The organism is Bradyrhizobium sp. UFLA06-06 (assembly GCF_054820065.1).
Window position 1 is genome coordinate 23,348 of the sequence record NZ_JADFUD010000047.1, and the last position, 12,775, is coordinate 36,122.

At 58.8% G+C, this 12,775-nt stretch carries 10 protein-coding genes and 1 riboswitch; of the genes, 1 reads left to right on the forward strand and 9 read right to left on the reverse strand.

What is annotated here, in order from left to right; genetic code table 11:
- The first annotated feature begins 506 nt into the window (after nt 1-506).
- A riboswitch (cobalamin riboswitch) is annotated at nt 507-709 on the forward strand.
- Nucleotides 710-811: 102 nt separating this feature from the next.
- The gene (gene metE, locus IF803_RS30560) at nt 812-3,157 is read left to right on the forward strand and encodes a 5-methyltetrahydropteroyltriglutamate--homocysteine S-methyltransferase (protein WP_018270234.1); all 2,346 of its coding nucleotides are present in this window, start codon (nt 812-814) and stop codon (nt 3,155-3,157) included.
- Nucleotides 3,158-3,869: 712 nt separating this feature from the next.
- Here the strand turns inward: metE and hemN are convergent.
- The 9 genes from hemN to IF803_RS30605 all read right to left on the reverse strand — a co-directional run bounded on the left by hemN (nt 3,870) and on the right by IF803_RS30605 (nt 12,554).
- Entirely contained in the window at nt 3,870-5,222 is a 1,353-nt protein-coding gene (gene hemN / locus IF803_RS30565) for an oxygen-independent coproporphyrinogen III oxidase (protein ID WP_026192392.1), read from the reverse strand.
- 485 nt (nt 5,223-5,707) lie between these two features.
- Nucleotides 5,708-6,334, reverse strand: coding sequence for a hemerythrin domain-containing protein (locus IF803_RS30570; RefSeq protein WP_035632897.1), 627 nt, complete (start codon nt 6,332-6,334; stop codon nt 5,708-5,710).
- 151 nt (nt 6,335-6,485) lie between these two features.
- The gene (locus tag IF803_RS30575; RefSeq protein WP_233475709.1) at nt 6,486-7,169 is read right to left on the reverse strand and encodes a helix-turn-helix domain-containing protein; all 684 of its coding nucleotides are present in this window, start codon (nt 7,167-7,169) and stop codon (nt 6,486-6,488) included.
- Nucleotides 7,170-7,661: 492 nt separating this feature from the next.
- Complete coding sequence (locus IF803_RS30580; protein ID WP_016841970.1) at nt 7,662-8,495, reverse strand: universal stress protein; 834 nt, start codon at nt 8,493-8,495, stop codon at nt 7,662-7,664.
- 653 nt (nt 8,496-9,148) lie between these two features.
- Nucleotides 9,149-9,754 (reverse strand): response regulator FixJ, encoded by a 606-nt coding sequence (fixJ, locus tag IF803_RS30585; protein ID WP_016841969.1) that lies wholly within the window; start codon nt 9,752-9,754, stop codon nt 9,149-9,151.
- Nucleotides 9,751-11,181, reverse strand: coding sequence for a PAS domain S-box protein (locus IF803_RS30590; RefSeq protein WP_016841968.1), 1,431 nt, complete (start codon nt 11,179-11,181; stop codon nt 9,751-9,753). The genes fixJ and IF803_RS30590 overlap by 4 nt, the downstream gene beginning before the upstream one ends.
- A gap of 114 nt (nt 11,182-11,295) precedes the next feature.
- The gene (locus tag IF803_RS30595; RefSeq protein WP_311990172.1) at nt 11,296-11,529 is read right to left on the reverse strand and encodes a hypothetical protein; all 234 of its coding nucleotides are present in this window, start codon (nt 11,527-11,529) and stop codon (nt 11,296-11,298) included.
- 52 nt (nt 11,530-11,581) lie between these two features.
- Complete coding sequence (locus IF803_RS30600) at nt 11,582-11,782, reverse strand: hypothetical protein (RefSeq protein WP_018270235.1); 201 nt, start codon at nt 11,780-11,782, stop codon at nt 11,582-11,584.
- 481 nt (nt 11,783-12,263) lie between these two features.
- A complete protein-coding gene (locus tag IF803_RS30605) occupies nt 12,264-12,554 on the reverse strand; it encodes a hypothetical protein (protein ID WP_125459131.1) in 291 nt (96 codons plus the stop codon).
- Between the last annotated feature and the right edge of the window lie 221 nt (nt 12,555-12,775).

The window sequence follows — 12,775 nt, forward strand, 5'->3', positions numbered from 1 at the left end:
GCAGCAGCAAAGACGCCGAGGGCGCTCCAAACAGCCATTTTCATTGCGAGGGTCTCTTTTGGTTGTGGTGATTCAATATGCTTGCTTTGGCCAGTATCACCAAAACGTCGGCGTGACGCCTACCAGGATTGGCTGGTCGCACATCGACACGTCCGCTGAGCACGCTGCTGGATTAAGCGAATACCTCTTGCGCGTATTCGCCACTGATCCATGGTTATTAATGGAGAAGGGAGGGCGCATCGAAGCGTGCTCGATGAATCGTTCAAAAGCCGGGCCGCATGACAAGCGTCTTGCGCGGCGCCGTGAGCTTCTTCGTGCTGGGCGCATTCGTCTCGTGCACAGATCTGACCCGCCGCCCGACGCCAATGCGTCTCCGAGATGGTCATTCCGATATCCTATGACTGGAGATGGCTTCTACGTCGCGATCAAGCGTGGCCTCGGAGGAGCATTCGCGTAAGAGAGGTCGCAGCACCAATTTGAGAGGTTGACGGCCGAGTTCTCTTGCCGATAATCCAAGTCGTCGAGGTTCTCCGGTTTCCGTTTGATCCGGAGCTAAGAGGGAAGCCGGTGCCAATGCCGGCGCTGCCCCCGCAACTGTGAGCGGTGAGCCACTGTCCAACAAAGTCACTGAAGCCCGCGCGGCTTCGGGAAGGCCGGACGGCGGCAATGACCCGCGAGCCAGGAGACCTGCCCCGACAAAATATTCATCCACGGGCGGGGTGTCCCGGTGGTGCGCCAAGCAGCCGTCGCTCGGGCGACTTCTCCTGCCTGCGTCCGCCATGGCCTTTGCCCCCAACATGGGGTTAGCGCTATGTCTCTTCTCTCCCTTCCGGTTGCCACGCTCGGAACGCCGCGCATCGGTCCAAGACGCGAGCTCAAAGTCGCACTCGAAGGCTATTGGGCCGGAAGAATTAGTGAACAGCAGTTGCTTGAGGACGCAGCCGGCCTACGTGCCGCGAACTGGGCGCGCCAGAAGTCCCTCGGTGTCACCGTGATTCCGTCGAACGACTTCTCGTTGTACGATCAGGTGCTCGACACCAGTGTCATGGTCGGCGCCATCCCGGAAGTCTACGCCTCGAAAGCCGAGCCCGTTTCCCTCAAGACGTATTTCGCCATGGCACGCGGTTCACAATACGACGGCCGGGGTGCGAGTTGCGGCCACGGATCTCGCGGCGATGGCGCACCCGCGCAGGAGATGACCAAGTGGTTCGACACCAACTACCATTACATGGTCCCGGAATTTCATCGCGGACAGACTTTCAGGCTGTCCTCTCGCAAGCCTATCGACGAGTATGAGGAAGCCAAGGCCCTTGGCTTTCAGACTCGCCCTGTCCTGATCGGCCCGGTCACATTCCTAAAGCTAGGCAAGAGTGCTGATCCTGCGTTCCAGCCACTGTCACTCCTGGATGACCTGATACAGGTCTATATCGAGGTTCTGCAGGAATTGGCCAAACGCGGGGCAAATTGGGTTCAGTTCGACGAGCCCTGCTTGGTTCTTGATCTGGATGAGGAATCAAGACAATCCTTGCTACATGCCTATGACCGGCTCGCCAAGGAAGGGCCGGCCATCAAGATCATGGTCGCCAGCTATTTCGGTGGCCTCGGCGACAATCTTCCCACCGCCTTGCGCCTACCTGTCGCCGGGCTGCACGTCGACCTGGTTCGGGCGCCAGCGTTATTGGACCAGATCATTACCGCCAAGCGAAGTGATCTCGTCGTGTCACTCGGCGCGATAGACGGCCGCAATGTGTGGCGGACGAATTTGTCGGCACTGCGCCAACGGCTCGATCCCGCTATCGCGAAGCTGGGCAAAGATCGCATACAAATCGCTCCATCCTGTTCGCTGCTTCACGTGCCGGTCGATGTTGAACTCGAGACGGAGCTCGCTTCAGACATCAAGGGTTGGCTAGCATTCTCCGTTCAGAAGATTCGCGAGCTTGCGACCTTGGCGCGCGCTCTTGCAGGCGATCAGGATGTTGCTGGCGCTCTTGCGCAGTCGGAGCGCGTCACCACCGATCGTGGGACTTCGCCAAAGATCCGAGATGCCGATGTCGCCATCCGGATGAGAGCGATCAACCAGGCCACGCGCCGGCGCGCCAGTCCATTTGCCAGCCGTGCCGAGATCCAGCGCAAGCGCTTCAAACTACCGGCGTTTCCGACAACGACGATCGGATCGTTTCCGCAGACTGCAGAGGTTCGTAATGCCCGCGCAGCGCACGCGCGAGGCACGATGAACGACGGACAATACGACGAGTTCCTCAAGGAAGAGACTGCGCGTGCCGTACGTTGGCAGGAGGACATTGGCCTCGACGTGCTTGTGCACGGCGAGTTTGAGCGCAATGACATGGTGCAGTACTTCGGCGAACAACTCGCCGGCTTCGCATTTACCAAAAATGGCTGGGTACAATCCTATGGCTCGCGCTGTGTCCGGCCGCCGATCTTGTTTGGCGATGTCTCACGGCCGAAGCCGATCACCGTGGGGTGGTGGCGGTACGCGCAATCGCTAACCAAGAAGCCGATGAAGGCGATGTTGACCGGACCAGTGACGATCTTGAACTGGTCGTTTGTTCGCGATGATATTCCCCGAGCCGAGGTCTGTCGTCAAATTGCGCTCGCGATCCGAGACGAAGTCGGCGATCTCGAAAATGCTGGTGCAGCCATGATCCAGATCGACGAGGCTGCGCTGCGCGAAGGATTGCCGCCGCGCCGATCGGAGTGGACGGCTTATCTCGAGTGGGCCGGGGATTGCTTCCGCATCTGCTCATCGGGCGTCGCCGATCAAACCCAGATCCATACCCACATGTGCTACTCGGAATTCAACGACATCATCGATGCGATTGCTGCAATGGACGCGGATGTCATCTCGATCGAGACTTCGCGGTCGAAAATGGAGCTGCTCGACGCGTTTCGGAACTACAAATATCCAAATCAAATCGGGCCGGGTGTGTACGATATCCATTCTCCGCGCGTGCCCGAGTCGAGCGAGATGAAAGAGCTCGTGGCTTTGGCTCGAAAGCGGCTGCAGGATTCGCAACTTTGGATCAATCCGGATTGCGGTCTGAAGACGCGCAAATGGGAGGAGGTTCGCCCGGCGCTGGTGAACATGGTCTCCGCCGCCCGCGAACTACGCGCTGCATCCACTCCAGCCGACCGTTGACCTGGTCTGGTCTTTCGTCGAGAAGGCCGGTCGCCTGTCAACGATTTGCGGGCTCGATAATTGTGGGAGGCATTGGTGAGCAGAAAAAGGCCCGGCCGCCTTTAGCGGCCGGGCGGAAGTGTGTCCGGGAGGAGCGACGCTGCTAGGCAACGTGCTGACTTCCATCGGCGGAAGGAGGGCGCCGATGGTTCGATTACGGCGGGGACATCCGCCGAAATCTGACCCCAGTTAAGGCGCAAGCTCAGCGTAGCTCAATCATGCCCTGGTATGCGGCCGATATAGCCTAGATTTGAAATCTACACCAAGGTTTGTCACTTATGAGTAGTTTCGCAACGCTCTGCAGGGCCGAGAAATGTGGGGCGGTCGTGCCGGGCGATCATGGACGGGCACCAAGCGCACGTTGGTACGCTTTTCTGCCGGAAACGATGGGCTCGATCAACGGGACCATACGATAACGCGCACAGCAAGGATCTTATCGTGGTGACCAATGCAATCTGCGGCTTGCTATTGATCCCGCTTCAGCTAGTCATTGGTCTAGTCAAGTTTTTATACCAACCTCTGTTGGAAATCTTGTGCGGCTCGACGAAGAGCCGGCGAACGGGATGCCGATCAGCGTGCTCTTGATCGCCGCGACTGCTCGCGATCCAGAGCATAAACCGGTTTGGTGATGTCGAACTCGGATCTGAAACGGCTCGGTTCGGCTTCGTCTGGTTTAGACCGCCAGACTATGTGTAGCCCCGCTCCGAGTAAGGTGAGCGTCGAAGATCGATGCGACGCTCCGGGCCAGGAACTCTGCGCCACCGGCTATCGAAAGCCGGCTATCATCCATCACCACGACGCCATCGGCGATAAGGCCGTCGAGGCGAGAACGATCAACGACGGCCAAGCTTGGATCCCGGCCGTAACGACGGGATGTCTCGGAAAGATCGACTGTCAAATCGCACATGATTCGTTCGATAATCTCGGCGTGGAAGCGATCGTCGTCAGTCAGTAAATAGCCCTTTGCGATGGCCAGCCGATCCTCGCTGATGCGAGCGAGGTAGTCCTTCGTCGGGACGGCGTTCGCGACAAAGCCCTGTTGCATACGGCCGATGGCGCTGGCGCCCAGACCAATCAAGGTGTCCGCGCTATCGTCAGTGTAGCCCTGGAAATTGCGCCTCAACCTGCCTTCCTGGCTCGCCAGGGCGAGATTGTCGTCCGGTAGGGCGAAGTGATCGATTCCGACGCGGACATATCCCGCATCAACCAAAGCTTCCGTGATCGTTTCGGATTGGACGTGGCGCGCAATGCTGTCGGGCAGGGTGGACGCATCGATCAGACGTTGATGCTTCTTGAAGGAAGGAATATGCGCGTAGCCAAAGGCCGAAAACCGGTCCGGATGAAGCTCGAGGCATCTGGCGACGGTATCCAGGCACGAAGCGACCGTCTGCCGGGGCAGGCCATAGAGCAGGTCGAAATTGATACGTTCGACGCCGGCACGGCGCAACCGATCGACCGAGGTCGCGGTCTGTCCGAAGCTCTGCAGACGGTTGATGCCCTGCTGAACAACTGGATCGAAGCTCTGGACACCAAGGCTCGCCCGGTTGACCCCGCAATAGCCAAGAGCCTCGGCCATCGGCTCGCTCAACATGCGTGGATCGATCTCTACGGCGATCTCGGCATCAGGCAGGACCGCGAATGAATGGCGCAACGAACCGACCAGATCAGCGAACGTTTCAGGTGTCATGATCGTCGGGGTGCCGCCCCCGAAGTGGATATGAGTGATCGGTTGCCGTCGGCCAAGGGTTTCTGCAACGAGGTAAGCTTCGGTCCGCAGTCCCGCTGCATAGAACGAGATCGGCTCCTGGCGCTTCGTGACAGAAGTGTGGCAGCCACAATACCAGCACGTGCGTCGACAAAACGGCACGTGCACGTAGATCGATGCGGATTGCTGCGCGCCCAACGACTTGAGCCACATTTGATAGTCGGATTCGCAAATCGAAGCTGAGAAATGGGGGGCCGTCGGATAGCTGGTGTAGCGCGGCAGCCGTTGCTGCCCGTAGGCTTGTGCCAAGTCCGGTCGCATTCAGAGTGCCTTTCTTCCCTGGCCAACCGATTACCGGACACGCGGCGGATAGGCTTTGCGCTGGCTCAAAATATCCGCGTTGTTGATGGCGATAGCGGCCCTAAAGCCAAGATTGGTAGGGCATGCCGGCAACGTACGCATCGCACTTTGGATCGCGATGAAGGTCCTGCCCTCTTCCGGGCAAGAAGAGGTCCAGCAGTGCCGCAACGATCGATCGCGGTCGGTCGGTGGACGTAAGGGGCACTCATATTACGTAATATCACTGGGGCGCTGGTCGAGCGGTATTGCCAATTGCCCCGCGACGTTCACGTCACGGGACCAGCCGGACCCCGGCCGTGCTGTTTGCGAAGGGACCGGCTGCAAGTGATCATCGGGCGCGGATGTCGCGCTGGCCGCGCGCGGCGTACGCGCCAGAAGGACTGTCACCTTCATTTCAATGAGATGAGCATGACCTGCACGGCCCGGCGTGCAGAGTCAGTGATCAATTACGGTCCATCGGCTTTGGCGCCATCTGGCGGCTTGCCGGCCATTGCGGACGAAAACGCCACCGAACTCCGTTCGGCTTCAGCTTCTTGCTCTAATTGTAGAATATGCGCTCTTAGTGCATCGGAAGTCGCTTCCGCCGTCTCGCTGAACAGCAGATCCCCATGATCAGTGCGGGCGGAAGCGATTTCCGTCCAATCCTCAGCCGATAGAGCCTTGACGGCGGCGGGGAAGAAATCTCGCTCTTCCCACATCATGTGGTGCCGCTCCCGCAATATAAAGTCGCGTACGATGTTACCGACGTCTTGTCGAAGGATTTCACGATCCGCGAGGATAGCATCGATAGCTTGAGCAAAATGGTGCAGGCGGTCGATGACTTCCTGGTGTTCATGCGCGAGATCGCCGACGATTGCAGCCGCATCCGGATCGCGAGTTCTAAGCTTGGAGAAAATCAAATCTTCCTGAGGATGATGGTACACCTCCGGGTAAACCTCGAAGTAGCTGATAATCGCGCGAATGACCTCATAGTCAGGACGGGCCCCATGCTCAAAGATCTCCAATTCACGTTGGAGGGCGACCAGAAGTAGGTCAATATTGCGATGCTCTCGAAGCAAAAAATCGATGATCATTGCGGTGCTCCAGGGCGGAACAATGTAAGCGAGCGATCCTGCCATCTGTGCGCGATCGCCCAAGCCGATGTTCGGGTGTCGTTCACGTGCTGCGATCCGTCGGCGCTGATCGGTGCAAGGAAGTCCGCGCATTTCACAGCGCTTCTTGAGCTTAGCCCAAGTTCTGTGCAACGTGGCTCGGCAGTTTGTCGTTACGTAACTCGATTCGGCGCAAGGTCGGCAAGGCAATCACGCCATTCTGCTCGAGTTGAGTGAGGGTGCGCGAGACCGTTTCGATCGTCAAGCCAAGATAGTCGGCAACATCCTGCCGTGACATCGGCAGCTCGATCGCAGCGTTCTTCGTAGTACGACGAGACATATCGAGCAGAAATGCCACGACCCGCTGTTCAGCGCTGCTGATCAAAAGCATCAGATGCTCCTGAAAGCGGCGGAGCTCAAGCGCCATCGCGTCCCAGAGCTGCCTTGTGAGCTCGCAATCTTGGCTGGCGCGAACGATGAGGGCGCTGCGCTTCACCATCAAAAGGTGCGTCTCACAGACCGTCTCCGCCGAAGCGATATGGCTGTCTCCGGCCTCAAAGCCGAAGATGTCACCGGGCAGATAAAACGCACCAATCTGACGACGCCCATCTTCCATAATCTTGTAGGTTCGTACAGCACCCGATACCACCTGGTATAGGTGTTCGGCTGCTTCGTCCTCGCCGTAGATCTCGCTATTGCGAGCGAACCGCATCGGGGTCGCAACCATACCAAACGGTCCATAGGTACGAGATTGCCTGCACAAGACGCTGCTCGGATGATGGCTGATCTCGTGAATACTTGTGGCCTGAGCGTACATGGCGGACTCGATCTTCGAAACGTCAATGGAGCGGAGATTGGCCGCTTCTGATGAACTGGAAAATTTCGATGTTTCCCCTAAGTAGAACCCACTAAGTATTTATACGTATGCCGTGAGAAGAATTCTCGATGGGGGCGACGCAGCCTTTCGGTATCTCGAATGCGGCTCAAAGCCGACCAGCCGCGTTTGAATGAGGAAGCTGCATTCTGACTTGGCCGTTCGGCTTGAAGTTGAGCTCGGGCATCCTCGGGTGGGCGGTGACCAGATTGTCCCGCTCCTCTAGACCGGCAGCCTACGTGCAACGTTCGAAAACCGCGGCGCATGTTCAGCGGTTTCGCCCCGCCTCGTCGATGGAGCGACGGCGGGCCCGCGAAAGCCGGGACAAACGGCGCTCCTGTTCTCCAGATCGGCGGGCGGCTGGTGCCTTGCCCCGCGCCCATCGACTGGGTCCGGGGCGCATCTGGCGGCATATCGCATCTATATTTCTTGCCTTCAGTGCGACATCAAAACCGGAATGACGTTTGCACGAAGCAGATTTCCCGAAATGCCACCGAGCAGCCTTTCCTGCAGCCGAGAGCGGACGTATCCGCCCATCACCAGCAGGTCGAGGCTTTCGTCCGCCACAAGCGACAGGAGGGCGCGGTGTACCGACTGGGGTGCTGGGAGCGACACGATCTTTGCAGGAAGGCCCGACCTTTCAAGATACCGTCCCAAATGGTCGGCGGAGCTCTCCGCCGGGACCTTGTGCGCATCAGTCATCGCGATGATGGTCAGCGCGTCCGCTTCGCGCAGCAGCGGCATCGCGTCGTGCAACGCGCGGGCCGCAAGGCGGCTGCCGTCCCAGCAAATCCCAATTCGTCTGGCCGAAAAAGAGCCGTGGATGACGCTTGGCAGATACAGAACTGGCTTGCCGGCCTGGAGCAGGACGTCCTTGGGAATAACGTTGTCATAGCTCTCGTAGCCGCTCTGGGGCTGCGTGACGATAGTCATGTCGTGCACTCGCGCGCTGGCGCAGATGCTTCGACGCGCCTCCGCTGGAACCGCACTGAGCGCGCGGCTCGCATAGGATATGCCGGAGCTCCTTGCCCGCAGATCAAAGACACGGAGTGCCGCTTCGGCTCTCTCCAACGCACGCGCCTGCTCGATTTCAAAGACCGAAGTGACGGCCACCCCGCTGAGTGCGGCGAGCGGAATAATGGTCCTCTCATAACCGATGGCCACAACGTCAAGATGCGCGCCCGTGCTCAGTGCGAAGGAAATCGAACCGTTCACCGCGGCCCGCACCGGGAGCTCCGTGGGAAGATGGACCAATATGTTCCCGAACATTGCCGTTCTCCGGGCGTGAAAGGATTGCTGCCGATCGGAGCACAAATCTGGGCCGGACAATTGATCTGCTTCATACGCTCGCCGATTTAGTTAGGCAGGATCAAACCGGCCACGGACAGTTCGCGCAGAGTCCGATGCCAAGTAGAAGCAGCATGGCATGTGTTGCATCGCTCATGTCAACTGCGAATCCTGCACGATTCGTGCACAGCGATTTTTGCTGCACAGATTAGGGGGCGGCCCGAGATCGCGGATGCCGTCGATTCTCCCCGTTGCCTGCTCGACATTCACCCTCATCGACAACAGGTACACTGAGAGGATCGCCAGTACGGAAGATGATGTGCGGCTGGTTAGTCCGCGGTCAAGCCGAATACGCCAATGCTCAAGCCTCTCCAACGGCTGCCGGGGGATCAATCAGCAACATGAGAGGACATTGTCGCAGACGGAGAGCGGGCGCAGCGCGACGTGCGGGTGCATCGTTCGCTGGGCTCGTCTTGATTTTCTCCATTGCCGGTCTGTGGCCTATGCTCAAGGCTCCGCTGGACAATGCGTTTTTAAGGCGCGCCATGCTCGCGATTGAGGATCATTCCTGGACGAATTCTCCAAGATCTTTCGAGCCCTTGTTCGTCGCCTGGACCGTGCCGCTCGCGCCCCTGCTAGAATCCTGCGGCGATGGCAATCCGCATCAACTCAGACATGCTGCGTACATTGGTCTTGGCCATCAGGTTGGCGCGATAAACCTCGACCGTCCGGGGGCTGATGCCAAGATCATGGGCGATTACCTTGTTGATCTTGCCGGCTAATAGTCCCTGCAGGACGTCACGTTCGCGCGACGAGAGGTCGGCAAGGCGCCCTTCTGCCTGCAGTTTCGCTGCGTCATCGTCTGGCTTCGTTGGCCGCGCTTCCAAAGCAGCGTTGATGGCACGCAACAGCACCTCATCCTCGAACGGCTTCTCGATGAAATCGACCGCACCCGCTTTCATCGCTTCAACTGCGAGTGATACATCACCATGACCGGTTATCAGGACGACCGGACAGTCGAGGCGATCGGCCTTCAGCTTGCGGACCAGTTCGAGGCCGCTCATTCCTGGCATGCGGATGTCTGATACAACGCAGTCGATCGGACCGCTTGCAATGTCATTGAGAAACTCGGTCGCGGTCTCGTAGGTTGCTACCCAGAAACCACTAATATCAAGCAGAAACGCCAGCGAATCCCGCATCGCGGCTTCATCGTCGATCACAAGAATGCGCCGCCCGGTCATGCTTCTTCACCGACGTCCGCAAATGGCAGCGTGAACTGAAAGATCGTGCCGCCACCCGGATTTGCTTCCGCCACGATGTGGCCGCCATGGGATTCCACGATTGTCCGGCAGATTGATAGTCCAACACCCATGCCGTGTTCCTTCGTCGTGACAAAGGGTTGGAACAGGCGGTCGGCGACATCAGGGCTGATACCGGAACCCGTATCAGCAACGGTAAACCTGGCGAGACCATCGACCTTGCTGACTCCGACGGTCAATTCGCGGCGCGGACAGGAAGCCATCGCCTCGATCGCGTTGCGTATCAGGTTCAGAGCGACTTGCTGGATCTGGATCTTATCTACGATCATTGACGGCAGATCGCGGTCGCTGCGCATTGTCACCCGCACGCCTTGCTCCTTGGCGCCGAGCAGGGCCAGCGCTACAGCCTCTTCAAGTAGCGTGAGCGGATTTTCCACAGAATGCTGCGTCTCGCCTTTGGCAACGAACTCCCGCAAGCGCTTGATGATATCGCCGGCGCGCAGAGCCTGTTGGACGGCGTGTTCGAGTGCATCACCAATGCGATTGGCGTTCGGCTTGTCTGACGCCAGCAGAGCCTTTGCGCCGCGCATATAGTTTGTGATGGCGGAGAGCGGCTGGTTGATTTCATGGGCAATAGACGATGCCATCTCACCCATGGCTGTTAGCCGCGACACATGGACGAGTTCGGACTGCAGCTCCTGCAGCCGCCGTTCCTGCGCCCGCCGTTCGGTTAAGTCTCGGATAAAGCCGGTGAAGAAGCGTTCGCCGCGCACTTTGGCCTCGCCGACGGCAAGCTCCATCGGAAAGGTCGAGCCGTCGCTCCGCTCGCCCACCACGATGCGACCGATGCCAATGATGCGCCGCTCGCCGGTGGTCAGATAACGTTCAATGTAGCGGTCATGCTCGGCCCGGTAGGGCTGCGGCATCAACTTGGATACAGTCTTTCCAACCACTTCGTCCGGCAACCAGCCAAATAAACGCACTGCCGCGGCGCTGAACGAGCGAATGATACCCTTCTCGTCAATGACGATCATGGCTTCCGGTACGGTGTCCAGGATCGACTGCAGATGAGCTTGCCGATACCGCGCCTGCTCCGATTCCTGCCGCAGCCGGTCGCCCATGAAGCCAAGCATGGGACCTAGTACCGCAAATGCGGCAATATCGATCATGTTTGCGGAAACGGTGATGAGGCTTTTCCCAAGAAATGCCGCGCTGATGACGAGGCAGAGCAGGGTCGCGAAGCTCGCTGGTCCGCGGCCGCCGGCGAAAGCGGCAAAAACGATCGCCGGAAGGTAGATGATCGTAAATGAGCGGTCATCGAGATACGGATTGAGCGCCGCGCGGAGCACGAGGGCGAGCGCGGCGGCTGCCGCGGCAGTACCATAGCGATACCAGATGTGGTCGGACATATTTGCCGGCAGACCCTCTTATGAGATCGATCCTACATCGTTTGGCCGCGGGAGGGCCACCGGAGGCAGATGCGCGTCAATTCGCGCCGTTATATTGTTGCAGGATAGCCATCGCTATTTGAACCAAATGCGCCAGTGCGTGGGCTGCACAGCGACGTGTTCTCCGGTCTTCGCCTTGATCCAGCCGCCAAAGATGCGGCGGCAAGGGAAGACCAGCCGATGAATGGTATTACCCTCGATCACGCCAATCTCAAGGTCGCGATCGAAGGGCGCCGTCTCGATCCGCTCCCACGTCACGTTGCCATTAGATCCTGGACGGTGTTCATCGCCGCCGACTGACAAATTCAAGTAACCTTTCAGACAGTACGAACCACATCGCTTGTCCGCCCCGCGACCTGGTTCAGCCCAATATTGCGCAGGCGGCGCGCGGTTCGATCGCAGCAGTCGCCGCCTCGGGTCTGTCGGCGGAGGCATCGTCGAACCCATCGTGCTGGGTCATGGCCCTCTTGCCGATCCAAATATCGGGATTGATGCTACGAAGCACCTTGCCACCTTCGGTCGAACTGATTCGAACCTGCTCAAGCCTTCCCCGGTTGGTCATGATCGGGTGTTTGCAGAAACTGGACTGGACCGCGGCCCACAATTGAGCCCCTCGCCGAGCGAGTTTCGCCGTGGCCTGTCATATCGAACATCCTTTGTTGGTGGGACATCTCCTTGCTACGGCGTCGGTCGTGGGACGGATCGGCTAGCTGCGCTCGGCCCCGCGCGTCGGGCCGGTCCGCGGGTCGATGACGTGGACACCATCGCAGGCGATGCAGGTTACCGGGTGCAGGTCGTTGGCGCTTGGCTCGACTGCGTCGTTCGGCAGCAGTGCTTGAACACGGTCGCCCGTATTTGAGCACGAAAAGATGATGGGGCGCCAAGTCTTTCTGTGAGCCATATGTCTGACCTTGACTGGAGATCGTTTCTATCGCTCGGCCGCCGCTGAAGTATTGATCCAGGTCAAAAAAAGCGATGCGCGTCTAGAACGACCGACGGCGTATGGCTGCCGCGAGCAGGACAGGGGCCAAACATGTTCCCGTTCAGATGATTTGCTCGCCTCGCGCCTTGATCCCGACAAGCCCTGGAACGGCCGGATTGATGGAAATCAAAATAGAGGCGATGCAATCATGCGAATGTTGAAGCGCACTGGACGCGCATCGGACCATGACACACGTGTCATCAATGATGCGAGAGGCGCAAAGGAGACCCTTAGTGATTGCTCGCCTCGCATTGTCGGTGGTCTTGCCGGCGCTGATCGCAGCCATAGGCTTTGGCGCGGAAGCCCTGAACCTTGGCCTTATCGAAACCTTGGCTGCGGCGAGCTTGGTCATCGGCTTTGCCATTGCGGCGGCAGGGTGGGTCGTCAGGCGCGAGATAGGGGCGGTTCGCCCCATTTGCTCACGATCACGGGGACGCAGGTCTGGCTAACGACATGCCGGGCCGCCAGCACGCGTCAGAACAGTCTCTGTCACGGTAAGTGACCGATTACTTTGGATGCTGCTTGAGACAAATCAAATACTCTCCGCGCGCTAATGGCAGAATAGGCACGGAT